The sequence below is a fragment of the Neolewinella agarilytica genome, from assembly GCF_900110645.1.
Classification (GTDB): domain Bacteria; phylum Bacteroidota; class Bacteroidia; order Chitinophagales; family Saprospiraceae; genus Neolewinella; species Neolewinella agarilytica.
Window position 1 is genome coordinate 96,320 of record NZ_FOFB01000014.1, and the last position, 25,435, is coordinate 121,754.

Annotated in this window: 19 protein-coding genes and 1 tRNA gene; 11 read left to right on the forward strand and 9 right to left on the reverse strand. The window is 51.9% G+C overall.

The window, feature by feature from the left end:
- Positions 1–209: 209 nt before the first annotated feature.
- Positions 210–2,009 (reverse strand): acyl-CoA dehydrogenase family protein, encoded by a 1,800-nt coding sequence (locus BM123_RS13490; protein WP_090169365.1) that lies wholly within the window; start codon positions 2,007–2,009, stop codon positions 210–212.
- Between the two features lie 627 nt (positions 2,010–2,636).
- Between BM123_RS13490 and BM123_RS13495 the strand changes: the two genes are divergently transcribed.
- From BM123_RS13495 to BM123_RS13515, 4 genes are all read left to right on the forward strand, one after another.
- Positions 2,637–4,199, forward strand: coding sequence for a hypothetical protein (locus BM123_RS13495; RefSeq protein WP_090169367.1), 1,563 nt, complete (start codon positions 2,637–2,639; stop codon positions 4,197–4,199).
- A gap of 20 nt (positions 4,200–4,219) precedes the next feature.
- Positions 4,220–4,687 (forward strand): hypothetical protein, encoded by a 468-nt coding sequence (locus BM123_RS13500; RefSeq protein ID WP_175489381.1) that lies wholly within the window; start codon positions 4,220–4,222, stop codon positions 4,685–4,687.
- A gap of 693 nt (positions 4,688–5,380) precedes the next feature.
- On the forward strand, positions 5,381–6,568 hold the full coding sequence (locus tag BM123_RS13510) for an MFS transporter (protein WP_090169372.1): 1,188 nt from the start codon (positions 5,381–5,383) through the stop codon (positions 6,566–6,568).
- Positions 6,569–7,042: 474 nt separating this feature from the next.
- On the forward strand, positions 7,043–7,738 hold the full coding sequence (locus BM123_RS13515) for an outer membrane beta-barrel protein (RefSeq protein ID WP_175489382.1): 696 nt from the start codon (positions 7,043–7,045) through the stop codon (positions 7,736–7,738).
- A 58-nt stretch (positions 7,739–7,796) separates the two neighbouring features.
- Here BM123_RS13515 and BM123_RS13520 read toward each other — a convergent pair whose 3' ends face one another.
- The 3 genes from BM123_RS13520 to BM123_RS13530 form a co-directional block, all read right to left on the reverse strand.
- Entirely contained in the window at positions 7,797–8,615 is an 819-nt protein-coding gene (locus tag BM123_RS13520) for an FAD:protein FMN transferase (protein ID WP_217642166.1), read from the reverse strand.
- 127 nt (positions 8,616–8,742) lie between these two features.
- Complete coding sequence (locus BM123_RS13525; RefSeq protein ID WP_090169377.1) at positions 8,743–10,056, reverse strand: Gfo/Idh/MocA family protein; 1,314 nt, start codon at positions 10,054–10,056, stop codon at positions 8,743–8,745.
- A 119-nt stretch (positions 10,057–10,175) separates the two neighbouring features.
- Positions 10,176–11,072: a formylglycine-generating enzyme family protein gene (locus BM123_RS13530; RefSeq protein WP_090169379.1), complete on the reverse strand. Its 897-nt coding sequence runs from the start codon at positions 11,070–11,072 to the stop codon at positions 10,176–10,178.
- A gap of 291 nt (positions 11,073–11,363) precedes the next feature.
- Between BM123_RS13530 and BM123_RS13535 the strand changes: the two genes are divergently transcribed.
- The 3 genes from BM123_RS13535 to BM123_RS13545 all read left to right on the forward strand — a co-directional run bounded on the left by BM123_RS13535 (position 11,364) and on the right by BM123_RS13545 (position 15,676).
- Complete coding sequence (locus BM123_RS13535; protein WP_090169381.1) at positions 11,364–12,059, forward strand: outer membrane beta-barrel protein; 696 nt, start codon at positions 11,364–11,366, stop codon at positions 12,057–12,059.
- Between the two features lie 367 nt (positions 12,060–12,426).
- Entirely contained in the window at positions 12,427–13,635 is a 1,209-nt protein-coding gene (locus tag BM123_RS13540; RefSeq protein WP_090169383.1) for a cytochrome-c peroxidase, read from the forward strand.
- A gap of 148 nt (positions 13,636–13,783) precedes the next feature.
- Positions 13,784–15,676: an AAA domain-containing protein gene (locus BM123_RS13545; RefSeq protein ID WP_090169385.1), complete on the forward strand. Its 1,893-nt coding sequence runs from the start codon at positions 13,784–13,786 to the stop codon at positions 15,674–15,676.
- Between the two features lie 121 nt (positions 15,677–15,797).
- Here BM123_RS13545 and BM123_RS13550 read toward each other — a convergent pair whose 3' ends face one another.
- Together BM123_RS13550 and BM123_RS13555 are read right to left on the reverse strand one after the other, a co-directional pair.
- A complete protein-coding gene (locus BM123_RS13550; RefSeq protein ID WP_090169387.1) occupies positions 15,798–16,427 on the reverse strand; it encodes an NAD(P)H-dependent oxidoreductase in 630 nt (209 codons plus the stop codon).
- An 86-nt stretch (positions 16,428–16,513) separates the two neighbouring features.
- The gene (locus BM123_RS13555) at positions 16,514–17,236 is read right to left on the reverse strand and encodes a pirin family protein (protein WP_090169389.1); all 723 of its coding nucleotides are present in this window, start codon (positions 17,234–17,236) and stop codon (positions 16,514–16,516) included.
- Positions 17,237–17,503: 267 nt separating this feature from the next.
- Between BM123_RS13555 and BM123_RS13565 the strand changes: the two genes are divergently transcribed.
- Positions 17,504–17,588 (forward strand) — tRNA-Leu (locus BM123_RS13565).
- 122 nt (positions 17,589–17,710) lie between these two features.
- Positions 17,711–18,529 (forward strand): geranylgeranylglyceryl/heptaprenylglyceryl phosphate synthase, encoded by an 819-nt coding sequence (locus BM123_RS13570; RefSeq protein WP_090169393.1) that lies wholly within the window; start codon positions 17,711–17,713, stop codon positions 18,527–18,529.
- A 34-nt stretch (positions 18,530–18,563) separates the two neighbouring features.
- Here the strand turns inward: BM123_RS13570 and BM123_RS13575 are convergent, their stop codons facing one another.
- Positions 18,564–20,405, reverse strand: a complete 1,842-nt coding sequence (locus tag BM123_RS13575) for a BamA/TamA family outer membrane protein (RefSeq protein WP_090169395.1) — start codon at positions 20,403–20,405, stop codon at positions 18,564–18,566.
- Between the two features lie 124 nt (positions 20,406–20,529).
- Positions 20,530–22,290, reverse strand: a complete 1,761-nt coding sequence (lnt, locus tag BM123_RS13580) for an apolipoprotein N-acyltransferase (protein ID WP_175489385.1) — start codon at positions 22,288–22,290, stop codon at positions 20,530–20,532.
- Between the two features lie 444 nt (positions 22,291–22,734).
- Between lnt and BM123_RS13585 the strand changes: the two genes are divergently transcribed.
- Complete coding sequence (locus BM123_RS13585) at positions 22,735–23,646, forward strand: NAD(P)/FAD-dependent oxidoreductase (RefSeq protein WP_090169427.1); 912 nt, start codon at positions 22,735–22,737, stop codon at positions 23,644–23,646.
- An 11-nt stretch (positions 23,647–23,657) separates the two neighbouring features.
- Positions 23,658–24,497 (forward strand): helix-turn-helix domain-containing protein, encoded by an 840-nt coding sequence (locus tag BM123_RS13590; protein WP_090169431.1) that lies wholly within the window; start codon positions 23,658–23,660, stop codon positions 24,495–24,497.
- A 174-nt stretch (positions 24,498–24,671) separates the two neighbouring features.
- On the opposite strand, the gene recO is transcribed toward BM123_RS13590, so the two are convergent.
- Positions 24,672–25,397, reverse strand: coding sequence for a DNA repair protein RecO (gene recO / locus BM123_RS13595; RefSeq protein ID WP_090169433.1), 726 nt, complete (start codon positions 25,395–25,397; stop codon positions 24,672–24,674).
- Positions 25,398–25,435: the final 38 nt, after the last annotated feature.

Below are 25,435 nucleotides of genomic sequence, written 5' to 3' on the forward strand. Positions count from 1 at the left end.
AATTCGAAAACAAATATTTTGAACAACTCACAGCTCCTCTCCGCAATTAGCCGGAGAGGGGCTTTTTGTTTTCTGACCTGAAGCTAAAAAAAGCCCCTCCGCCAAAGCGAAGGGGCCAAAACATTCAATCTGGTTAGAACTTCCGGCCGTGCAATTGTTGGTTTGGTGGTAAGCCAGGTGGCCGGAGCTTTTTTAGATAGACGACATTCTTACAGGGCATATTCGTTTGCCTTGATGCAGTGATCCGCTACGATCCGGCGCAGCGCTTTCACGTTCTGTGGTGGGTAGCTGGTAAAGCGGCGGATACCGTTGGCGAAGGTGGTCAGCAGATCTCCTTCGGCGAAACCAGCCACGGCGTCAAGGCCATTCTTGGCAATGCGCGCGTTGGCGTCGTGTACGTAAACTTTCAGTACCGCGTCGAGTAATTCCTGTGGCTGAGTAGCCTTGCCCGTTTTCCGGAGTTTCTGCAGGCGGAGGAGGGTAGACTCTGCATTGAGCAGGTCCGCCAGCATATCAGATACGTTCATCACGATCTCCTGCTCTTCCTTGAGGTCGAGCTTGCCGTCCATCTGAGCTTTGGCGGCGGCGCCGACAACCATCAGGATGGCTTTTTTGAAGTCGCCTACCGCCTTGACCTCCGCACCGTAGGGGCCGTCGGGAATGCTGGTATCAGCTGGCGTAGCCAGCTCTTTCTGCACGGCCCATGCCGGAGAGACGATGTCGATAGCTCCCTTCATTGCCCGGCGCATGAGCTGGGAAACGCTGAGCAGACGGTTAATTTCGTTGGTGCCTTCGTAGATGCGGTTAATACGCGCATCACGGTACATCCGCGGTGCGAGGGTTTCCTCGCTGTAGCCCATGCCACCATGAATCTGGAGGACTTCGTCAACGGTGTAATCCAATAGTTCAGAACCGATGAATTTCAGCAGGGCACACTCAATGGCGTACTCCTCGGCGCTGAGGCGCTTGGCTTCGGCGTAAGATTTGCCGTCAGCTTTGTGGCTGGTGTTGGCGTCCTGAATCTGCTGGCTTACGCGGTAAAGAGAGGACTCTCCCACGAAGATGCGGATAGCTGCTTCCGCAATTTTGTGTTTGATCGCACCGAAATTGGCGATCGGCTGGCCAAACTGAATCCGCTCGTTAGCATATTTAATGCCAACACTAAGGGCGCCACGGGCACCACCTACACTTAGTGCGTGCAGCTTGAAACGACCTACATTGAGTACGTTGAAAGCAATGAGGTGACCCTTTCCGATTTCACCCAGGAAGGCGTCCGCCGGAATCCGGCAGTTCTCGAAAAAGACCTGGCGGGTGGAACTACCCTTGATGCCCAGTTTGTCTTCTTCCGCGCCCAGCGTAATGCCGGGTAAGTTGGAGGGCACAATGAAACCGGTAAACTTGTCACCATCCGCTTGTGCGAAAACGATGAATACGTCGGCGAAGCCGGCGTTCGAGATCCACATCTTCTGGCCGTTCAGTACCCACTCGTCGCCGTCGCGCATCGCCGTCGTCTTCGCGCCGGTGGCGTCAGAACCGGAGCTGGGCTCCGTAAGGCAGTAGGCCGCCTTCAACTCGCCACTGATCAGGCGGGGAAGCCACTCTTCTTTTTGCGCTTCCGTACCGTAGTAAAGGATGGGCAACATCCCGATTCCGGTATGTGCCGCGAAAGAAACCGTAAAGGAACCGGAGCTGGCACCCAGTACGTCGCAAATCAGCGTATTGGTGTTGGTGTCCATCTCCATGCCACCGTAGGCCTCGGGCATGTGACTACCCAGGAGGCCGAGGTCGGCCATCTTATTGAGCAGCTTGACGGCGATATTGTCTTCCTGCTTCTCAATCTTGTCGAGGTTAGGGATGATTTCCTGATCAACGAAGTCTCTCATCATCTGCTTCACCATGAGTTGCTCCTCATTAAATTCCTCGGGAGAGAAGATGGAGTCAGGGCTAGCGTCGGCAACGAGAAATTCTCCGCCTTTCAATACTTTCTTAGCTTCCAGAACTGTGGACATGATGGGACTTTGTTTTTTGTTTTAGCGAATTTTCGCTGCGAAGTTACGGGATAGAGCTTAGCCGATCAAGGGAATGAGGAATAATTTAGCGAAAATTCGCTGATAGGTGCCTCTTTCCGTGTTTGCGTGTTGGAACTTCAATACTGCGGGTTTCGCTTGCCGTTTTGAGAAAAAGCTTATCATGAATCACTAAGACCAAGTCAAACTGTATTTGTTGATGCGCGACATATAACCTTTACCTCAATCAGCAGTACGAAAGACGCTTTGCCACATTTCCGTTGTTCAATACGTTAATATTATTGATTGATAATGTGATAATGTATGTACTTGTCTAAGTGTAAATACTTTTGTACTTTCGCTTTTGTACTAACGATGCGTTGTGTGAGAAGGACCAAAATTTTGTTATGCCTTCTTGTTAGATATTCTAATTTCTTGGAACTAAGGCTAAACCTAATCACTATCATTGGTCAGCTTTATGTTGTATCACATTTTCGTCGAAAATGGCGGGCCTGCTCATTGATTTGGCCTTAATTGTTGGCTAAATTTATCGTACTTGATCTGAGTTTTCGCATCTGAAGCAAAACATTAATAGATGGCGATCCATCAACACCGTTAAACCTTATAACCATGAAGCATAACTTCTCGATTACCTTTCTAAGCTTTGTCTTATTTTTCATGTTTAGTTGTATTGAAAAAGATAGCTTGATTCCAAACTCAGACTTTAGCGATACAGTTGAATTCATCAATGTGAATAATCTTCATCAATCAGTAGTTGCGAATGGCAGAGCTGTAATCGATACTTCGTTATTCAATATCTCTTCGTTAAGCCCTAAGTTGCAAGATCGATTGGCAGGTATCAAGTATCAGTATACTAAGTCCATTGACGGTTTAGATCCTGCTAAGACGGGCTACCCTGTTTGGGGTGGCATCATGGGGAACGAAGCTGTTAGTATTATACCCACCGTCAGGCCAAATTTGAACCTCTCTTATGAATTTTTAGTTGTCTTCGAGAATGAACTGGAGGAGCAAAAAATAGCCTACGTTAGTGGTGTGGAACAAGACGATTTTGTTCATTTAATTAATATTCTCAACTATCCAATCCTGACAGAAGCTTCGCGGGAAGACCTTTATGGACTGGGAGGTACAACCATTTTAGGAATAGATATCATAGATGGAGGAGGGGTGTCAGAAGGTGGGCAACCAGGAAATGACCCCACACACGAGTGTTATGTAGCGACATTTATATCAAGAGATTGTCTGTCTGTTTCGCAAGACGGAGTCGGAGAACTCTGTTGTAAATGTGAGACTAACGTAACAACTACAAGAGGGTGTAGAGTTATTGCTGGAGAAGGTGGCGGCGGTGTTTCTGGGGGGAGTGATACTGGTGGCGGTGGTATTGGTGGCAGTAATGGAACTGGTGGTGGTGGGCCGAACATTGGCGATCAGGTTCGAAGGCATCTTGATAGCTTAAGGAATGAAGCGCCGGACCAAATTATTAATAATGTAGACTGTCAGCAAGAACCCTGTCTTTGTGAGGTGATCAATAAGTATGCTGAAAATCCAAATCTTTTTGAAAACCTGAGTAATGAAGTTTCTCAGATGATACGAAGTATATTTGAAATACCAAATTTTCAGAGTATTACTATTACGACAACTGCGGTAGAGGGGACTACGTTGGGCTCTAACGAAATAGCAAGACATACCCCCATATCTGCAGGAAATTTCCCCTTGGCAGGAATTGCTCATAGTGAAATCATATTCAATAGTAATTATCAACTCAATTGTACACAAGTGCACTTAGCTGCAACGCTATTGCATGAATCTATGAACGCCTACATTGATGCTCAAAGATTGGCTTTAACCTCGACAGATTTTAATCGATTGTATCCTTTGTTCTCAACTGGCTTTAATTTAAATGATTCCCACCATAGAACAATAGCAGATATGTACATCGGGGAACTCTCTCGTAGTTTACGTCATATGTTTCCAGATCCAAAATTGACGGATGAATTTATTGAAGCATTGACATGGCAAGGGTTAGAAAATACTCCTGCTTATAGTGCCCTTGTTTCATTAAAACCACCTGGATTTGAACAAAGAGTTCAGGACATTAATAGAATAGCATCTTGTCAGGGATATCCACACTCTCCTCAAGAACTTAATGCAATGGGGCTAGTGTCTTGTTTTTAAACTACAACGAAATGATAATAATGACTTATACTAAACCTCGCTACATCGTTGTTTTACTGGGACTTTTTACCTGCTTTCCCCTTTTGGGGCAACCCAAACTTGATCAAAATTTTCTGCTTAATGCTTTCAATAGTCTTAGTCCGGTTGAGCGTTTTCATTCAACTCGCACGGATGATTTCATCACCTATTTCACATTCCACCCAGTGTCAAGATCTAATGGTGCCGTAAGATTTTATCTGTCGAGCACCTTTACCGATGAAAACGGAAAAACGATAGTGGAATCGGGGCGGATAATAGAGATGTCTGAAGTACTCCTTCCTGACGAACCGCTACAGCTAATTGTGCAGCCAGTTGTTATTTACTTAAACTGTTATGAATTTTCGCGAAATGACATGAAGCCTAGCACTAAATTTTTAAAAGAGGAACTGAATACTTGGAGAGCTTGTGGTTATAGTGTTCAACAGCCTACAAAAATTACCAAAGGGTAGCAACACTGACAAGGATCAAGCTCAGGATTTGCCAAGACAATGAAATAGTAAAATTAGTTAAACAATAGGAAAGTAAGACTAATCGCTTTCTTTTAGGATGACATGAAAATACTAACTAATATTTACTGTAACGTATTGTTTCTAGGGATTTTCACCTGCTTGCCTCTCTTCGGGCAACCCGAACTTGATCAAAAATTTTGGTTTGAGGCTTTTAAAAGCCTGAGATCAACTGAGCGTTTCCGATCATCCCTAAGCCGGGTGGACAACTTTGCGACCTATTTTACATTTCACCCGGTATCAAAGTCGAATGGTATTGTAAGTATGTATTTAACGAGTACCTTTACCGATGAGAATGGAAATATGGTAGTCGAATTGGGGCGGATAATTGAGTTGCCTGAAACTCTCCTTCCTGCCGAGCCCATACAGTTGATCATACAGCCAACGGTGATTTATATCAATAGCGATAGTCTTTTTCGAAATGAAATGAATTTTATCGATAGATTTCCGGAAAGTGAGCTAGAGCGTTGGAAAGCTTGTGGCTATAATATTAAGAAGCCCGAACAGATCATAAGATCAACACAACACTGATAAGGATCAAGCCATTATGTGTTTCTATCCGACAGTTCACATTAAAAAACTAGAAAGGGGTGAGGCTGCGCGCCCAAATCACCGGAGAACTATCGATCTTGCCCCATGTCCCGCTCCGTCCTCCCCCTCATCGTCCTGGCTCAATTCTGCTGTACTTCTGTCTGGTTCGCGGGCAATGCCGTGATGACGGATATGGTGGCAGCCTACAGCCTTGGCCCGGCGGCCCTGGGCAGTCTTACCTCCGCCATACAATTCGGCTTCATCTGCGGTACACTGGTCTTTGCCATATTGGCCATCGCCGATCGCTTTTCGCCCAGTCGGGTCTTTATGGTGTCCGCTTTGGTAGCAGCGGGGATGAATGTTTGCCCGACGGTGGAGGGTAACACGCTTGCGACTTTGTTGGTCAGCCGGTTTGTGACCGGCTTTTGCTTGGCGGGAATTTATCCGGTAGGGATGAAGATCGCGTCGGATTATTTCGATAAAGGCCTGGGCAGATCATTAGGCTACCTGGTGGGGGCCTTAGTGTTGGGGACGGCCTTTCCGCACCTGCTGCGAAGTTTTGAAGGGGTACTTCCCTGGCGGTTCGTGTTTGTGCTTACTTCCGGAATTGCTGCTATTGGCGGACTGCTGATCGGGGTTTTGGTTCCGGACGGGCCACATCGCCGTTCGGGCCAGCGGCCGGAGTTGATGGCCTTCACCCAGGTCTTTCAGAAGCAGGATTTTCGCCGGGCCGCCTTTGGCTACTTCGGGCATATGTGGGAACTCTACACTTTCTGGGCTTTTGTTCCGCTATTGATCACGGCCTACTCTCTGCAGCAGGCATCCCTTAGCCTGAACGTGCCGCTGCTTTCTTTTGGCATCATTGCGGTTGGCGGAGTGGCTTGCGTTTTGGGCGGCTATTTATCCGAACGCTTTGGCGTTCGGTCAGTAGCGCGTTCCGCCCTCAGTCTGTCCGGAATCTGCTGTTTGTTACTCCCCGTCTTTTTTCTTCTGGCTCCCTTACCTCTGTTTCTTACACTACTATTCTTTTGGGGGATGGTGGTGGTGATGGATTCTCCCCTCTTTTCCACCCTTGTTGCCCAAAGTGCTGATCCATCCCTGAAAGGCACCGCCCTGACCATCGTTAACTGCCTCGGCTTTGGGCTTACGATTGTCAGTATTCAGCTACTGTCTTACCTCCTGAAGCAAGTGGAGGTAATCTGGATTTACCCCTTGTTGGCGATGGGGCCGCTGCTGGGAGTAATAGCAACTTCGTCCGCCAGTAACCGTCTCCGGAAGGCCAATGTTAACTAGAGTTTAAAGATTATTCGTTCAGGCAACGTTTCCTTTAGTCATGCCGTTATCAGGGTACCTATTAATTCTCCTACACCCTTTTTTATTAACACCTGATGCGTTTACACAATAATGTGATGCTCGTCGCGCAATTGCCGGCAACCATTCGCTTGCTGTTTCGGCAGGCCATCCTTCCTTTTCCGTTTACCACAGGACAGTATGTTCTGAGGTTTTGCTTAGCCAAAACAGGACTTCCCGACGCCGCCCTTGTCAGGAAGAAACCCCGGTTTACCCATTACCCATTGCAGTGCAGCCTTTTTTGATTTTTTCCCGGAAAAAACAAGTGTTGACTGTCACAATCCCCATTAAAACCGCTTATAAGGTTTTAGTAAGCTGAGAATAGCATAACAACAGGAGTACGGAAGTTCTTCCAGAATTATGAATTTTTCCTGCTCTCCCGTCCATATTATAAATAATACCCTTAACACCCTCATCATGCGCTTTATCTCTATTACCCTAGTCTGTTTTTTTACGCTTATCATATCTTCCTTAGCCGCCCAGACCACAGTTGGAATGCGCGTTCTTAGTGGTACCTCATCACTTACTTCTGCACAGGACGTATTGCCCAGTAATCTGGGGACGCATAGCCGGGTCGCCGGTTCTACCTTCGGTCTGGTGGTGGAGCGTGACCTGACTTATCATGTCAGTCTTCGGTCTGGTGTCCAGCAAACCCAGCGCGGAACTACCTTGCAGCAGGGGACGATACCTAAACTGCTGGGAGCCTCCCTTCCGCTCAATTACGAAGCCCGAATCCGTATGAGTTACGTAGAGGTTCCCCTTGCTCTTAAGTTCAGCGTTCCCATCGCTCAACAGCAGGTGGAGCTCTTCGGCTGGGGTGGAGCTACGGCCGGTTATGCACTGGCGGGCAGCGTTCGTTCGCGTTCAACAACGTCTATGAATTTTCAGCTGGCTACCTCAAAACTGGACATGGTGAACTACGCTTTCCCCCGTTTTCACCTCGGCTATACGGGCGGACTGGGCTTCGGCCTTAACCTGGGGGAGACGCTTCAGTTCCGGCTGGAGGCTGAGTACAACCGAAGCGCCAAAAAGAAGGCCATGCTAACACCCGAAAGCGGGGAGCACGAATACCAGATATTGCACTTTGGTGCGGGGATGGTGTTCCGGCTGTAGCGATTTTTTCCCTGATGAAAAATCGGAGCAGAGGCAAAGTAAGGGTGGCAGCGCAGATTCATTTCTGCGCTGTCACCAGTACCTCGTAAGAGGAATACCTTCTGGCCCACTTGCCCGCGGAGATGCTCATGGCCGAAGCCAGGCCGTCCGCTATCATAGCGTTCGGCCCAATGACGGTAATGATGGCCTGGTGGGTTACTCCATAGCCCGTTCGCGGATCAATGAGGTGGCTGTAGCGCCTGCCAGCGTGCTCCAGAAAACGGTAGGTATCTCCGGAAGTAGCAACGGCAATGTTTTTCAGCGATCTCTTTTGTTGGCTGCCCGGGAAATCAATAACCCACCCATCGGGTTGATCCGGTGGGCAATCACCGAGGAGGAGGTCTCCGCCACCGTCGAGGAGGAAGGCCGTGAAGCCCGCTTCCTGAAGTAGCTGGCCGACAACATCCAGTGCGTAGCCCTTGGCGACGCCCCCAAGGTCGAGTTTTATATCACTGCGCCGGAGGCGAAGACACCCTTTCCTTGCTGTTTTCAGGTCTTTCCATTGCACCTGCGTGCGCGCCGCAAAAATGTCTTCTTCCTCCGGGAGTTCCTGCTGCCGGAACGCCCGCCGCCAGAGCTTCGTCAACGGCCCTGCCGTCGGGTCATAAGCTCCCTTACTGTGCCGGGCCAGCTGCTTGCTAAAGCAAAGTACGGTGTATAAATCAGGTGACACCTTCTGCCAGTCCGTTTGGCCCGTCAGTTTATTCAGCTCACTGCCCGACCGGTAATCACTCATGCTTTGCTCCAGGGCATCCACCTTGGCGAAGCATTGACGCACTGCGAATGATAAGCCGCTCGTGTCCTTCGCTGAGATCGTGATGCGAAACTCGGTACCCATGGCGGGATGGGTGAAGGTGTACTGCGGTTGCGCGCACAATAAGCCGGCCTCCCAGATCAATACCAGGGCCAAATAAGGAGTAAGTAAGTGCCAAGGCCGGGGCCAGGTCAAGTAGCGCATATCTTCCCTACCAAACCCGCGTCTCCCCGGGCACGGGAACGGGGTAGAACCCTGACTCCAATGGTTGAACCGGTGGCGGAGCATTAAAGTCAAACTGCCCGGGGGAAAGGTCGAGTTTAGAGGCCATAGCTTTGTTCCAGCTCACCTCCTGTCCGGAATAAGTGGCCATACGGCCCAGTATAGCCGTCAGGGTACTTTTGGCTCCGTTCTCCGCATCCGCGAACTTGTATTCACCCTTCGCGACGGCTTCAAACAGGACGTCGTGCTCCGTCTGATAAGGGTTGGGATCGCGGCGGGCGTTGTGGTTGAGCAGGGCGTAGCCACTTTTTGTCATGATCTTCCCGGGTGCCGGTGCGCTTCCGTTGGTACCCACAAAAGCTTCGGTCACCTTGTTGGCACAGCCCTTCCAGTGGCGGCACTGGCTAATCATCTTGCTGCCGTCTTCGTAGGTGTATTCTACGAAGTGATGGTCAAAAATTTCGCCATGTTCTTTGCCATTGCGCATGTGGCGACCACCGTAGCCCGAGGCCATGACGGGGTAAGCCTGCTTAACCCAGTTGCCTACATCGAGGTTGTGAATGTGCTGTTCGTTGATGTGATCGCCGCAGAGCCAGTTGAAGTAATACCAGTTGCGCATCTGATATTCCATTTCGGTTTGTCCTTCTTCACGTGGGCGAACCCAAACACCGCCACTGTTCCAGTAAACGTAGCTCGCGGTGATGTCTCCAATTACCCCATTTTGCAGCATATCCACCCAGCCTTCCGTGTAGAGTTTCTGGTAATGACGTTGCAGGCCGACGACTACATTGAGCTTCTTTTGCTTAGCGATTTCGGCCGCTGCAAGTACCTTGCGGACACCGGGACCATCTACGGCCAGTGGCTTTTCCATAAATACGTGCTTATTTGCATTCACGGCCGCTTCAAAGTGGATCGGCCGAAAGCCCGGAGGGGTAGCGATGATGACGACATCGCAAAGCTCAATAACTTTCTGATAGCCATCAAAGCCGACGAACTTGTGCTCTTCGGAGACGCTGAGCCGGTCAGCGGCCAGGTCGTTGTCTTCGAGCTGGCCGGCAATATTTTTGTGACTCCTGTCCAGCCGGTCGCGGAAGGCGTCCGCCATGGCAACCAGACGAACATTCTGGCTCGTGCTCAGTGCCTGGGTGGCAGCGCCGGTGCCTCTGCCTCCGCAGCCGATAAGGCCAATACGAATGACGTCATCTACGGAGTTGTGAACGCCCGCAGCGAGAGAAGAGGAAATGGCCAGACCGCCGGCGAGGGCGGTGGTTTTTTTGAGGAAGGAACGGCGGGAGTTTGGCATGATCGGATGTTTTTATGGGTAAGGCCGGGACTTCACCCGGTGGTTGTGATCCCCGGACTACGCAATCGACTATGTCGATAAGCTTCATCCGGTGTTAAGGAGGTTTGACTCCTTCGGAGTCAGTCGATGATAGCTTTTATAAAGAAGTCTTCGACTTCTTTTGGGCCCGGTTGATCGGCGGGGGAAACGATGCGGAAGCCCAGAAAAGGGCTGTCGGCGTTCCACCATTTGGATTTTGGTATCTGGGGGTCGCGGGCCTGCCATTTGGCGGAGGACTTTTCCCGCACGCGGCAACCGGCGTCGGCGATATCCATATCAAAATGACCGCCACGAACGCCGCGGCTGTGCTTTCTGGTGGGTTCGATCCAGGGATCGACAGTGGCCTTAGTGATCTGCTCGAAATAATCACTGGCGTAGTGATCGAGCGTCCATTCACTTACGTTGCCGAGCATGTCGTAGAGCCCCCATGCGTTGGGTTTCTTTTCGCCGGTTTTATGGAAGGCTTCTTCACTGTTTTCGAAAAACCAGCCATAATCGGGGCGTTCATCGAGTTCGGGCTCTTCGGTATCCGCCAGGCAAGCGTACTCCCATTCCGCTTCGGTAGGCAGGCGGAAAAAACGCCCGGTTTTTTGGTAGAGCCACTCGCAGTAGCGCAGAGCGGCTTGTTGGGTAGTATTCACCTGAGGGTAGCCACCACGGGTGCCCATCCCGTAAGTAAAATCCAGATAGGGTGGGGAAGGACGAGTGATGGCATCAGCGTCGTAGTCGTCTGTTGTGGCTTCGTTGTTGTCGTTGTCCCGCCGTTGGAAAAGGCGAAAAGCGTCATGGGTTACTTCATGGCTGCCGATGGCAAAGGCAGAAAGCGTGACAAGCTGGCCCCGGGGACCCATCTTAAAATCACCACCGGGGAGATGCACCATCGTGAAGGTGACCTCACTGCCCGGGATGTTGACCGAATCAACGGATTGCCCGTAAAGCAGTGTATGACAAAGCAAAAAAATAAACAGAGCGCGCAAGATCGTGAATTGGGTTGAGGGGATAAGATACGGATTAATGGGATTGGTTGAGAGTCTTCTACCTTCCTATTCGGGGCTACTGTGCGGTAAGCGTTCAGCTTCGAGCTTGTGTTTGCCCTGCTTTCCTGTTCGGCGCAGACGCAGGTGCGAAAAAGGCCTGAAAGGCAAGGAGGCTCATTTACCGGAACTTTTTGGCGGAAAAGTAAGTGTCTTAACAAGCCTTAACCCGTCTTAACACCTCCATGACGAATTCCGGACGGTTTATTGCGTTATAGCCGTCAAACCAACAAAATGAACTACACTATGCGTAGCCTTTTCACCTTTTTACTGCTGGCAGCTTTTAGTACTGCGGCTTTTGCTCAGTTTCAGATTGGCTTCCGCGCCGGATATGGCTTTTCTGACCTGCGTGCTGACAGCGAATTAGACATTGTAGCGGATCAATTTGAGAATGCATCTTCCCTTTCTACCGGTCTTTATTTAGAATATGCCTTTAGTGAAGTGGTTAGCCTGCGCTCCGGCCTGGAACTTAGCCGGCGGGGAACTACCCTCAATCTTTCGGAAGATCTCGAGGTGTTTGGTGCCTCTCTCCCCTTTGGCGCCTCGGCCAAAACCCGTTTCTCTTACATTGATGTGCCCTTACAGGTACAGGTACACCTTCCCACGGAAGGAATCATCAAGCCCTACGTTTTTGGTGGTGCTTCCTTCGGCCTGGCTACCGGTGGTAACATCCGCACGACGGCCAAAGCGATCATCGAGTTTAACCTGATGACCACCTCCATTGACCTCGATGCCATTAATTACGAACGCTTCCACGTGGCTGCCGTTGGCGGCCTCGGCGCCCGGGCCCAGCTGGCGCCTAATTTCTCCGCCTTCGTGGAAGGCCGCTTCGAGCAGAGCCTGACGGAACCTTATGATGTACCCGTCATTGCCGCTAAAACGGGCTTTAAAGGGCTGAATTTCGGTGCCGGAGTAGCTTTTGCACTTTAAATATAAGCAGTTACCGGAAGGATGACGACCGGCCATCAGTCATGAGGTGCAATGCCTCATGACTGATGGCCGGTCGTTTTTCGTTGATAGAAGGGCTGGTGCTCCGATCCGGTTTGACGATGCCTTTACTTAGAGCCAGATCGTACTTCCTGTTTGCACGGAACGCTCTCGCCCTGGGAGGGGAACTACATCATGTATGCTCTCTCCCAATATATTTTTTCTCCCTTACCGAAGGATTTAATCCAAAGCGGGGTCTAACCGTCAAAACCACCATCACATATAGCCGGAAGTTTACCTTTTCTACATTTTAGTCAGTTCCTCATTGTTCGAAAACCATCGCGAGGACTGATTGGTAAATATCTGGTGAATGTTTCGTATTCCTTTTTCGTTTGTGTTGCCCTCCTTGCTGTGCCTGCTACTTTTTTGTAGTTGTCAGGAAGATGATCCGCTGGACATGACTGACCTCAACCCCGTAACGGGAGAAGAAGGCGTGGAAACCATTTTTGATGGTACACTGGACCTGAGCGACCCATTTAATTATGGCAGTCAGTCAATACCCGGCTATATCAATCGGGATAATACCGACGGTAATGAGATTACCGACGAAGGAGCCACTCTGGGTCGTGTGCTTTTTTATGACCAGGCCCTCTCGGCCAACAACACGATTTCCTGCGCCAGCTGTCATGTGCAGGAATTAGCCTTTGGAGATGACGCTGTTGCTTCCGTCGGTGTTTCGGGCACAACTGCCCGGCACAGCATGCGCTTAATTAATGCCCGTTTTGGAAATGAGGAGCGCTTTTTTTGGGATGAACGGGCCAATAGCCTGGAAACTCAGGCCACTATGCCCATTCGGGACCATGTCGAAATGGGCTTTAGTGGTGAAGACGGTGACCCCACCTTCGGAGAGCTTATCGAACGCATGAGTGGACTTGAGTACTACAACGAGTTATTCGCCAATGCCTTTGGCAGTAGTGAGATTACGGAAGACCGGATGCAGGATGCATTGGCTCAGTTTATCCGCAGTATCCAGTCTTTTGACAGTAAGTTCGATGCCGGACGAGCGGCCGTTGGAAACAACGGAGCGAATTTTCCCAATTTTACGGAGGAAGAGAATCGGGGTAAACAGCTCTTCTTAGCAGATGCACAACTAGACCGAACCGGCACCCGTGTCGGAGGAGGCTTAGGTTGTGGAGATTGTCATCAGGCACCAGAGTTTTCCATTCTGCCGGGGTCGGGGAACAATGGGGTCATAACTTCTATTCTGGCGGAAGGACCGGAGTTGGACATCACCCGTTCTCCGACCTTGCGGGACCTTTACCGGCCTGATGGAGCAGAAAACGGACCCTTTATGCATGACGGTTCTTTGGCAACCATTAACGACGTTATCGACCATTACAACAGTATTCCTGCGGTGAACCGAGGACTGGACCGTCGGCTTTCTTCCGGTGGCAACCCGCAGCGACTAAACATCACGGCAGATGAGCGTGCTGCTCTGGTCGCTTTCCTGAAAACGCTGGGCGGAACTGCTGTATATACGGATGAACGCTGGAGTGACCCCTTTGAGAGCAGGGAGTAAGCGGGGGCAGGGCAAACGCATACTCGATGACGGGCGCTCACCGCAGGTGCAAAGGAGGGTAGTGGTCAGCGCTTTGTGGTAAACGAGACTGGTACAGACGCAACCCTTTGGGGCCAGTGTTGGTTACCAACAAACCAACTGACCTGCTTTGACCGATACCCAAAAAACTGAACTTACTCACCTCCGTCACCTCGTTCAACTGGAACGGGACGAAGAGCGGAAGCTACACCTTGAAGTCATTCAGGCTATGCCCCTGGTTAAACGGGTGGCGAAGGGCTACAGCTGGTACCCCCTGCAGGTGACCGAAACTGGCTACGGAATTGGCGGACGGCCTACGGTTACGGTAGTCCGGGAAGGAGAGGAGAGTCACCAATTTCGTTCCGGAACCTCGATCAATTTATTCACCACCCAACCGATGGCGAATGGCCCGCAACGTTCCGGGGTCATCCACTACGTGAAGAAGAATAAGATGAAGATCGTCCTGGGGGGCGAAGACCTGCCCGACTGGCTGCAGTCCGGCGGGGTAGGGGTTGACCTGATGTTTGACGAGCGGACCTACGTGGAAATGGACCGCGCCCTGCAGACGCTGGAAACCGTGGAAGGGGGCCGGGTCAAAGAACTTCGCGACGTAATCATGGGCGTCCGCCCCGCCGAACACCGACCGGTAAAAGACGAGGCCGTCGCTCACCTGGCCCACCTCAATGACAGCCAACGCAGCGCCGTTGCCCGTGTCGTCGGAGCTGATCATCTGGCCTTAATTCACGGCCCGCCGGGAACGGGTAAAACGACCACCCTCGTCGCCGCCGTCGGCGAACTGGTCAAGACTGAAGACCGTATCCTCTTCTGCACGCCTTCCAACTCCGCCGCCGATCTGGTGACCCTCCGGCTGGCGGAAATGGGCCTGAAGGTCGTCCGAACCGGAAACATCAGCCGTGTGGAAGAAGACGTCATGCGCCATACGCTCGATTTGCAGATCGCCGACCATCCCGATACCGCTCAGGTTAAAAAGCTCCGCAAAGAGGCTGCTGATCTCCGCAAAAAAGCGGGTAAAAAGAAAGGCCGTGATAAAGGTCTCCTTTACCGGGATGCCGGCCGACTGAGCGGCTGGGCGCGGCAGCTCGAAGATCGAACCCTTGACCACGTACTCGATACGGCACAAGTTGTTGTCTGTACGCTCGTTGGCGCAGCAGCTTCCCTGCTTAGCAAGCATACCTTCAAGACCTGCATCATCGATGAGGCCGCGCAGGCGCTGGAGCCTGCAACCTGGATTCCCATCCTTAAGGCGAACCGGGTTGTTTTGGCCGGAGACCCCTTTCAGTTGCCTCCTACGGTGAAGAACCGGGAAGCAGAAAAGAAGGGCTTTAGTGTGACCTTGTTGGAGAAGTGCCTGGAGAAAAGACCCGACGAAGGGGCGCTACTCACTACTCAATACCGTATGAATACGCCCATCATGGGCTTCAGCAATGACTATTTCTACGACGGGCAGCTGGTAGCGGCCGAGTTGGTAGCTAACCGGACACTGCCCAGTGTCCCGCTTGGGGAATCTGTAGTGTTTATCGATACTGCAGGAACCGGTTTTGAGGAAAAATTACACCCCCGTTTTAAAAGCCGGTATAATGACGGAGAGACGGATATTCTAATCGAGCATATGCTGGATTTGCGGAGTGCCGTTCCGCCGGAGGACGAACTTCCCTCCGTTGCCGTCATCACGCCCTACCGGCAACAGGTAGTGCAGGCCGAAGATCGGCTGGAAACCGAAGGCCGGTTGGCGGATTTCCCCCTGACAATTAACACCGTTGACGGCTTTCAGGGGCGTGAAAGAGACGTCGTCTACCTCTCCCTGGTACGCTCCAACGAAAAAGGAGAAATTGGCTTTCTCTCCGACTATCGCCGCATGAACGTTGCCCTGACGCGTGCCCGGAAATACCTCGTTGTTATCGGGGACAGTGCTACAGTTGGGCATGACCCATTCTTCGCCAGGTTTCTGAAGTACGTAGAAGACCATGGCCTCTATCAGACAGCCTGGGAGTACATGAAATAGCCAACTAACCTCCAGTGAAGATGGTCGATTCGATCATTGTGGACGTGAGAATCAGACAAAAATGAAGATTCCCACGTCCAAAATGTCGGTCCGGACCCTCAAAGCCGGTTAACGCTTGTTTTTAAAGAAACATTTCCTCCAGGGGCAGCCGGACTTTAGCGGCGTGCTGGGTTGGGTCTTCAGCGGAGCGGTAACCAACGGGCGCGATGACCGCAGCGGTGAGCCCCTTTTCCTTAAGGCCAAGCAACTCATCGTACTGCGCCGGGTCGAAACCTTCCATCGGGCAGGCGTCAATGCGGAGTTCGGCAGCAGCCGCCATTAATGTGCCCAAGGCAATGTAGGCCTGTCGGCGGTTCCAGCCTTGAATAAATTCGGGATCCTTGTCCGCAATGCTGTTTTTCATAAAGTCACCGTAGCCGGAGAGTGCCTCGTAGGGGAGGCCACGGATGGCAGCTGTACGACGCACGTAGTCATCGATGTATTCAGCTGTCATATCCAGTTTGCTGGCGAAGACAAAAACATGACTGCTCTCTTCGAGCTGGGGCTGATCCCAGCTGGCGGCCCGGAGCTTCGTTTTTAGCGCCGGGTCGTCGATTACCATCACCCGGAAGGGCTGTAAACCGAAAGAGGTAGCCGTCAGGTTAATGGATTCCTTCAGGCTTGCAATGTCCTCTGCGCTGACTTTTTTGTCGGTGTCAAAGCTTTTAGTAGCGTAGCGCCACTTGAGGGATTCAATGAAATGGTGAGACATAAATTATTGTTTTTCTTTTGAGTTAACGTTTTGCGGCGCGGGGCCGCAGGTGCAGTGAAAGTCCCTTTTTAATAGCAGTGGAAGTTTTAGGCCTGGGTCCGCTCCATGGGGATTTCCATCAGTAAGACCTTCGCGTCATTGGTGGCAGTAATGTGCAGACTATCCGTGTCCCAGACACCCATTCCGTCTCGTCTGCTGAGTTCTTGATCTCCAATTGTCAGGCTGCCTTCCAGCAGGAAGACGTAGACCCCGTTTCCTTTCTTTTTTAAATTATAGTCGATCTTTTTCCCTGTTGTTAGTTCACCGAGGTGAAACCAGGCATCTTGATTTATCTGTACGCCCTCGTCTTCAGCAAAAGGGGAAACAATCTGGTAAAGCTGGTTCTGCAGAGAGGACTTTTCCAGTGTAATCTGACTGTAATTCGGGGTGATGTTTTTCGTTTTCGGGAAAACCCAGATCTGCAGAAAGCTCACGGATTCCTGTTTGCTGGCGTTCATTTCACTGTGCGTAATCCCGGTTCCGGCACTCATCGCCTGAATGTCACCCTGACGGATTACGGCCACGTTACCCATCGAGTCTTCATGTTGTAAATCACCGGAAAGCGGAATCGAGATGATCTCCATATTCTCGTGCGGATGTCGTCCGAATCCACGCCCTGCTGCTACCTCGTCATCATTCAAAACCCTTAGCGTGCCGAAGTGCATACGCTCAGGGTTATAATAGTTGGCGAAACTGAAAGTATGGTAAGACCTCAACCATCCATGGTCTGCGAGCCCGCGACTATCCGCTTTATGAAGAACAGTTTTCATTTGTATGAAATTTAATGTACGTACATTAAATGCGTTAGAGTTTATAAAGTTCTAAGCGTTTTCGTTACTACGCGATGGTAAAGGAGATGTTTTATTTTCTGAGCTTAATGGCTCGTTTTGTGGGCGGTTACCCTGGCCGGCGGCCTGATTTTTTGGCTCATTGAAACTATTTTCTCCCGGAAGCTTGTTCAAAAGTGTACCGCGCATTACTTTTGCGCTCGCTCCGGAAGAATGGTGGCCATCAAAAGTCATATTCTTTCATCCACTGCCCAGATGGTGGAATTGGTAGACACGCCAGCTTGAGGGGCTGGTGTCCATTGCGGACGTGCAGGTTCGACTCCTGTTCTGGGCACTTTTTAAAGACTCCGTACTCATTCAGTGCGGAGTCTTTCTTGTTTTGGTAAGTTCCATCCGGTCGTAAGCCGATTTTGTCCGTACCTTGCAACTCCTACTTTCTGCCACCCACCACGACCTATGGTTTATCCCATCCTTAAACAAGCCCGCGCCTCCGGCAAAAAGCTACTGGCTGTCCTGATTGATCCGGACAAAGCCAGACGGGATAATCTGCAACAGTTAGCGGATTATGCTAATGATGGTCTGATTGATGTATTCCTTTGGGGAGGCAGTCTGGTCAATGCTCCGCAGTCAGAATATTATTTGAAGCTTTTGCGGGCAAGCGCAAACACGACTCCCGTTGTACTCTTTCCTGGTTCGGTATACCAGCTGGATGAACAGGCGGACGCTTTATTACTTCTGTCGCTTATCTCTGGCCGTAATCCGGATCTGTTGATTGGCCGCCAGGTTCTTGTGGCTGGTCGCATCAAAAGAATGAATCTGGAGGCCATCGCAACAGGCTATATCCTCATTGATGGTGGACGTCCTACCTCTGTTTCTTACATGAGTGGTACGACGCCGATTCCAGCTGATAAACCCGCTATTGCTGCAGCCACCGCCCTGGCGGGTGAACAGCTAGGCATGAAGCTTATCTATATGGATGCTGGCAGCGGAGCGCAAAAACCCGTCTCGGAGGCCATTATTCACGGTGTCCGCAAAGAGGTCGACCTGCCCATCGTTGTTGGTGGAGGTATCCGCACGCCGGAGCGGGCTGTGCAGGCGCTCGATGCAGGCGCTGATATGATCGTAGTCGGTAATGCGCTGGAAAAAGATAGTGGCTGGCTTCCAGAACTTGCTGCTGCCGTGCGTTCCGCCTCGCAGGAAGACTCCGATGAAGCGGATGAAGGACAGGGGCACGCCAGTTTCGCTCCCGATACTTCGAGAACCGGCACACACTAGGGGCTGACCCTGTTATCAACCAGCGGCCCAAACGCTAGAACACACTCACATAGCCCAGGTGCACCTTCGGCGCGCCAAGGTCGAGCGGAATACCATTGCTTTTGCCCAGGGCAAGGCTCAGCCCGAATACGCCTGCACGGGTTTCAAAATTGACCCCGGCACCAAAGCCGAGCGGGTAATCAATTTTCAGGTCCGGTCGGGCTTTATCTCTGGAGTTTACCCGGCCGGCATCAACAAAGCCGTAGAGAAAAGCATTCCCGCCAAGCAGCAGGCGGAATTCGGCCGTAGCCAGGAGGTAGTCTCGGGCAAAGACCGATTGTTCGTCAAAACCACGTAGCAGTCGGGCACCACCGATCCGGAACTGTTCATTGGGCAGTACGTCTTCCGCAGTAAAAAGCCCCGCTCCCCTTAAGCCCAGATAAATGACCGTTCCCGCCAACGGATCGAAGTAGGCCTCCAGACTGCCCTCTATTTTAAGTTGGGTGCTGCGGACGTTGAGGCTGTCGGATTCCACCACATCCAGTAAGCGGCGGAAGCCCGCCGCCACACTAACATCCGCTGCGTAGCCGGAGCGGGGGCTGAAGCGCCGGTCCGTCCGGTTACGTCGGGCCTGCAGCCCGAAAAAAGAGCGACTCACGCCCAGGGTGTCCGGCAGCTCGCCTGTTATGGGAGTGCTTTCTCCCGTTTCGCCAGGGACGATCGTCCGCCGGTTTTCCCAAAAGGCGGACAGCTTGTCGTTGCCCTCCCGCAGATAATTTGCGGCCAGGCGCCAATTGAGGTTCAGGAAGGAAGAGTCCCGGCGGTAAAGGTCAAGCTCCCCTTCGAAGCCGAAAGGAAGGTTAAGCAGAAAGGGATATTCCAGGGCTACGGCCAGTTCCTGTGTTTGTGGTCGTAGTTGCTCAAAGCGAACGGCAATGCGTTCGCCCTGTCCCAGCCCGTTGTAAAGTTCTCCGTTCAATTCTCCGGTAATGAGCAGGCCATCATCGGCGCCGCTACCGGGGAGTACACCAATGACGAAGTCAAAGCGGCTGGCGGGTTTGCGCGTGAGCTGAAGATCGAAGTAGGCCAGGCTGTCCAGAAAACTGATCGTTGGTGCCCCCTTTACGTTGACATAGGGCAGTTGCTGCAGCGAGCGTCCTATACGTTTTACCCGTTTCTGGTTGAAGGGGTCTCCGGGGCGTAAGCCCAGGTAGCGGGCCAGAAACTCAGGCTTAACGCGTGCGCCTTCGGCCACGCGTATTTCCCCGACGACGACCCTCGGGCCCGGGCTCACGTTGATGCTGGCGGATAGCTGCCCGGGGGCAAGCCAGGAAATGCTGTCCAGTGCCACCGAGGCGAAGGGGTAGCCATCGTCAGCGGCTTGTACAACCAGACTGTCGCGCAGGGCCGTCCACAACTCGGGGGCAAGTGGCCGGCCGGCGCGGAAGCGCCGCTCCCGGTACCCCGCCTTTCTGGCCCAGGCAAGGCTTTGGGCATTGGCCGGTGGCCGCAGCTCCGCCCAGCTGTAAGCAGGGCCACGGTGGGCGATGGCGAGCAGCGTATCCCCTTCACCCTTGTGAAGACTATCAATGGAGGCTTCCCAGTGCGCTTTGGCGCGCTGCCGGGCGACCCACTCAGCGAGGTAAACAGCCATTTCACTGCTGTCCGGAAACTCCCGTGGGGCATCCGACCAACCTTCTTCAGGCCTGCTCAGCAGAAGGGTAGGGGAGTTTCTCTGGCCACTGGCCATCCCCTGCACCTGCGTCAGCGCCCAAAAAAGGAGTAGGAATCGGATCATCGGTAGGGTAACGGTTGGGGAGGGGTGGCTGTTGTTAGGTTGCAGGTTACAGGTTGTAAGTTGCAGGTTGCAAGGTTCCAGGTTGCAAGGTGCGGCCATGGGAGCTGGATATTTGGGATTTTAGAATACTCCCTCTGCGTCCCTCTCCTCCTTCCGCGTACGTCTGCGTGAACCTAGTCGCGCAGCGACCTTGTCCGCACGAAAAAATGTCGCAAATCGCCCCCTACTCCCGCCGCAAACTCCGCGCCACATTACTCAGCAAAATCATCCCTGTCAGCAAAAGTGCCACCCGCGCCACCAGGTCTCCAAAGCGCACAAATGGCGTGATGGCATCGTTGAGCTGCATCTCTCCACGTAAGTAAACAGCTTCGTCATACCGGGTTTTACTAATGATCTTACCCCGCTGATCGATAAACGCGCAGATGCCCGTATTGGCGGAGCGGACCACCGACCGGCGCGTCTCAATGGCCCGCAAACTGCTAAACCAAAGGTGCTGCCGGTGCCCGGCGGTGTTGTCCCACCAACCATCGTTCGTAACGACGAAAATGGCCTGAGCACCTTCACGGATGTAATCGGTAAAGTACTCCCCAAAGACGGATTCGTAGCAGATAACGGGGGCAATTTTAGCCGTCGGTGAGGTCATCGGTAGTCGTCGGTCCTGGGTGCCGCGCCCGGCCACGGTACCCCCCAGCTGGTTGACCCAGTCTTCGAGAAACCAGAAAATTTTGCGGAAGGGGAAGCTCTCCGCTCCAGGCACGAATACCCCTTTTTTGTAGAGCTGGGGTTCGCTGTCGCCCTGGAGATCCAGCTGTACGGCAGCGTTCAGCGCTTCCAGTGCGACGAGGCTGCCATCACGTCGGGGGATGTAGCGAACGGCCGGAGTGACGGCTTCTCCTTCAGCGAAAATGTAATAGCCACTGATGCCGGTCATCAGGTAGTGCGCCCCCTTGCCGTCCAGGCCTGCCTGCAGCCGTCGGAGGGTGGATTGGCTCGCCAGATCATTCACCTCAATATTGTCAAAACTGGTTTCGGGGTAGACCAGGTAATCTACCGGCCCTTCCTCCAGTGCCGCCAGGCTTAGGCGGAGAAAGGTGTCAAGCTGGGAGTTGACGTCGTTGGAAAATTTTTCGAAGTGCGGCTCAAAATTCGGCTGGATCGAGGCCACCTTGATCGTGTCGCCCGCCGGAGCAGAGTAGGTCGCATAGCGAAGCAGGGAACCAACTATGGGGAACAATGCGATGGCCAGTGGGAGCAAGGCTTTTTTGGGCGCTGACGCCGGTGCCGTGTACCATTTAAAGGCAAGGTAATTGCAGCCCAGGACCCAGGCGGAACCGCCCAGTGCACCCGTTACTTCATACCACTGCACGAGCGAGGGTAACTGCGCAAAACCGTTACCAAGCGTCAGCCAGGGCCAGTTCAGCGACCAATTATAGTGCAGGTATTCAAAGGATAACCAGCAGACGGCGAAGGCCAGAAAGGCAATGCGGGGTGATTTTCGGCTCGTCCAGTGAAACGCCAGCCAGGGCAGCGTCATCAGCAAACTGTTGGCGATAATGGCAAACAAACCTGCCGCCAGACCAGTATTCGTTACCCAGTAAGTCGCCAGGATGTTAAATAACAGAAAGGCACTGAAGCCGTGCCAGAATACCCGGCCGTAGCCCGCTTTTTCCTCCGTTAGCTTACCGTGCAACACAAACATGGGAACGAACCCGATCAGTAGTAAAAACGGAAAGGGCAGCAGGCCCGGGAAGCCGAAGCCCAGCAATAAACCCGTCAATGTGCTGTACAGATTGTTCGGCCGGTAAACACCCTTCCGACGGAAGGTGGCCAGCAGGGTAACTCCGCCATAAAGGGTGAGGAATAAAAACAGCGGAGCAAACCCCCAGAGCTTTTCTTCGGTAAACCGCAGGTACATACTTCCTCCGATGAGCGCGGAAATAAGGAGCAGTGCAAAAGCAATGTAGCGACGGGCGGCGTGGGACATGGGGCAAAGGTAGGCTTGTAGTTTGATAGTCTTGAGGGCTCCGCGTTTGACAGCTGTCATTTTGGATTCCCCCACACAAAAGAACAATAGTCTTTGATCAGATGACTGGGCTTGATTTTGATTGTAACGGTGCTTTTTAAGGCATTTTGACAAATCTACTTCACTAATAGCCGGCGTAAAAGTTTATCTCATTGGCAGCGTATGATCAAGAAACGTGATTTGTGCCACAAATCAGGTGATTTGTACGCTGGGCCGAGACCGGAAGGAAACTACCTTTGTTTTATCCTCAAAGGTTTTAACCCACTCATGAGCAAACCCGGACGACATAGACAAGCGGATAATAGTCCTACTTGCCGCAGGACTTTCCTGAAGCGTAACGGGTTAGGACTCATCGGTGTTTTACTGGCAACCGACCTCTCGGCGCTACATCAAACAGAAGAAAATATGACTACAGAGCATACAAACGAAGACCACAACTATGAGGTCATTATCATCGGTGGTAGCTATGCCGGGCTTTCGGCCGGACTGGCCATGGGCCGATCCATACGGAAAACACTGATCATTGATGGTGGAAAGCCCTGTAACCGGCAAACGCCGCATACACACAACTTCATTACCCATGACGGTGACAGACCCCACGCCGTTGCTGCTGATGCGAAGCGGGATGTACTCAAGTATCCTACTGTAAGCTTCGTAAACAGCCTGGTAACAAAGGTAAAGGGTAGTGACGGGGCATTTGAACTCACAACGACTGATGGCAATGTGTATCTGGCGCAAAAAATCCTCTTTGCTACCGGCGTGAAAGACATTATGCCCGCTATCCCCGGTCTGGCTGAATCCTGGGGCATCAGCGTCATCCACTGTCCGTATTGCCATGGTTATGAGGTGCGGTCAAAACGGACAGGCATTCTGGCAAATAGTCCGGCGGTAAAGGAATTCGTAAAGATGATTCTTAACTGGACGGATCAACTTACCCTCTTTACGAATGGCCCGGCAGACTTTCCGGTGGAGGAAGTGACAGCTCTCGGAGTAGACGTGGTAACGAAAGTTATTTCCGACATAGACCATGCCGAAGGCTACATTAACCATCTGAACTTCTCTGACGGAAGTAAATTTGAGCTGGACGCACTCTATTACCGCGCAGCCTTAGAACAGCACTGTAAGGCACCCGAAGAAATGGGATGTGTAATCACGGATACTGGTCACATCGAAGTTAATCAGTTTCAACAAACCTCTGTGCCTGGTGTCTATGCCGCCGGAGACATGGCTTCGCCCTTTCGCGCGGTGAGCCTCGCCACTGCTCAGGGAACAGTGGCCGGAGCAATGATGAACCACGAACTTATCAATGCTCACTAAGCCCTTGTCTAATGCCCACCAGCAACTACCTGAAGATTAGTACACTCCGGGAGCTTGCGGAAATTGCCGCTGGCCAGGGGGTAGTACAACCCAGAGACGAATACCAACTCATTTTCTTACACTCTGGTAAGGTTTCTTTGACGCTCAGTGAAAAAAAGTATCTCCTGAAGGGGAGGACCCTGTCGTTTCTGGCCCCTGGTCAGCACTTTGCCATCAACGATTATTCCGACGGGACGAATGGCATCGTGCTCACTTTCGATACCGATTACTTTTTACTCTGCCTTAAGAATCAGATTAAACTCTGTTTTTATCCTTTTTTTCAGTTCAGTAGCTACCCCGTTCTTAAACTCACCACCGTAGAATGGAAAAGTCTGAGCGCAATCAGGGAGAAAATTGCTTTTGAGTATCGTAACCGGAAATCGTTAAATGACGACCTGTTGTGCCGATTGCAGCTGAACATCTTACTGATCGAAATTGAAAGAATCTACACTGCCAATAAGCTCACGGACGAGGCACCGATTTCCCGAAGACATGCTATCACGGCCAAGTTCAAACAATTGGTAGACGATAATTTTCTGACCCTCCGTGGGGTCAGCGACTACGCGGATAAGCTTTACCTGTCCACTACCTACCTCAGCGATACCGTCAAGCGTGTCACCGGCCGACCGGCCAGTGCCTTGATCTACGACCGATTGATCGAGGAAATCAAGGGAGAGTTAGTGCAGACAGAAGATACCATCAACCAAATCGCTTCCCGCCTGGCGTTTAACGACGTTTCCTATCTGTGCCGGTTTTTTAAGAAACATACCGGGATGAGCCCGCAGCAATTTCGGCAGACGAATCACTTTTAATCGATTATCTGATGGTTGGGGCACTAATCTTTTCATCAGTATACGCTGGTTTTCGGCTCAAGTGGACTACTGCTTACGGCAGGAGTCAGTGTAAATAAAGGAGCTGAAGTAGGGCGTTTAATCAACGGAAGAACGTTTTGCCAAACGTAGCGACCATCAAAACATCAAAGTAGCTTACCCCATCACTGCCCGCAGCACCTCCAGCGAATTAATCTCCCGCATCCCCTCCACGTGGTGACGGTAAAAGCGAACGAGGTCCGTTAGCAGGCTCTGTCGGTTCTCCCGGGTGGAGGAAATGGCTGCCAGCTCTTCCCGGTGGGCGTGGAGAAGCCGGAACATCAGCTCGGCTTTTTGGTTGTCGAGGTATTCCGTGTGGCCGGGGAATCCGGCGATGAATTGCCCTTCTTTCAGGTCGAAGAGCGGTGTCTCGGCCGAGTATTGCCCCGAAGGCAGAAAACCCAGGTGAGCGGAGAGCTCCAGCAGAAAGTGCAGGTGGATGGTGGCGATCGGCCCTTCGGTCGTATCCAGAAAGACGAAGCTGTCGTAGAGGAATTGAAACAAGGCCGGATTGTCTTCCTGTTCCCGGATGGTATTCCGGGCGACCTCCAGCATGAAGAGGCCTACCGTGCCACGCATCACGTCGAAGGGAATTCGGGTGTAAACGTAGGCCGGGCGAACTTCCTTCAGCCGCGTCATGTCTTTTCCCTCGCGTTCGTAGGCCACCAGATCCACCAGATTCAGTGGCTGTACCAGACTGGCCGGTGTTTGGCTACGGGCCTTGCGTACGCCCCCAACAATATACTTACGTATTCCCCGCTCCTCGGTGTATACTTCCAGAATCAGGCTCGAGTCGCCGTATTTGATGGCACGTAGTATGAGGCCACGGGTTTTTAAGAGCATGATTGGAGGGACGGTTAGATCAGAGAAGTAACACGAGT

Bases quoted from the DNA above. Each gene is read 5' to 3' on its own strand.
- BM123_RS13490 (WP_090169365.1), bottom strand. From the start codon at position 2,009: ATGTCCACAGTTCTGGAAGCTAAGAAAGTATTGAAAGGCGGAGAATTT.
- BM123_RS13495 (WP_090169367.1), top strand. From the start codon at position 2,637: ATGAAGCATAACTTCTCGATTACCTTTCTAAGCTTTGTCTTATTTTTC.
- BM123_RS13500 (WP_175489381.1), top strand. From the start codon at position 4,220: ATGACTTATACTAAACCTCGCTACATCGTTGTTTTACTGGGACTTTTT.
- BM123_RS13510 (WP_090169372.1), top strand. From the start codon at position 5,381: ATGTCCCGCTCCGTCCTCCCCCTCATCGTCCTGGCTCAATTCTGCTGT.
- BM123_RS13515 (WP_175489382.1), top strand. From the start codon at position 7,043: ATGCGCTTTATCTCTATTACCCTAGTCTGTTTTTTTACGCTTATCATA.
- BM123_RS13520 (WP_217642166.1), bottom strand. From the start codon at position 8,615: ATGGGTACCGAGTTTCGCATCACGATCTCAGCGAAGGACACGAGCGGC.
- BM123_RS13525 (WP_090169377.1), bottom strand. From the start codon at position 10,056: ATGCCAAACTCCCGCCGTTCCTTCCTCAAAAAAACCACCGCCCTCGCC.
- BM123_RS13535 (WP_090169381.1), top strand. From the start codon at position 11,364: ATGAACTACACTATGCGTAGCCTTTTCACCTTTTTACTGCTGGCAGCT.
- BM123_RS13540 (WP_090169383.1), top strand. From the start codon at position 12,427: ATGTTTCGTATTCCTTTTTCGTTTGTGTTGCCCTCCTTGCTGTGCCTG.
- BM123_RS13550 (WP_090169387.1), bottom strand. From the start codon at position 16,427: ATGTCTCACCATTTCATTGAATCCCTCAAGTGGCGCTACGCTACTAAA.
- BM123_RS13555 (WP_090169389.1), bottom strand. From the start codon at position 17,236: ATGAAAACTGTTCTTCATAAAGCGGATAGTCGCGGGCTCGCAGACCAT.
- BM123_RS13570 (WP_090169393.1), top strand. From the start codon at position 17,711: ATGGTTTATCCCATCCTTAAACAAGCCCGCGCCTCCGGCAAAAAGCTA.
- BM123_RS13575 (WP_090169395.1), bottom strand. From the start codon at position 20,405: ATGGCCGCACCTTGCAACCTGGAACCTTGCAACCTGCAACTTACAACC.
- lnt (WP_175489385.1), bottom strand. From the start codon at position 22,290: ATGTCCCACGCCGCCCGTCGCTACATTGCTTTTGCACTGCTCCTTATT.
- BM123_RS13585 (WP_090169427.1), top strand. From the start codon at position 22,735: ATGACTACAGAGCATACAAACGAAGACCACAACTATGAGGTCATTATC.
- BM123_RS13590 (WP_090169431.1), top strand. From the start codon at position 23,658: ATGCCCACCAGCAACTACCTGAAGATTAGTACACTCCGGGAGCTTGCG.
- recO (WP_090169433.1), bottom strand. From the start codon at position 25,397: ATGCTCTTAAAAACCCGTGGCCTCATACTACGTGCCATCAAATACGGC.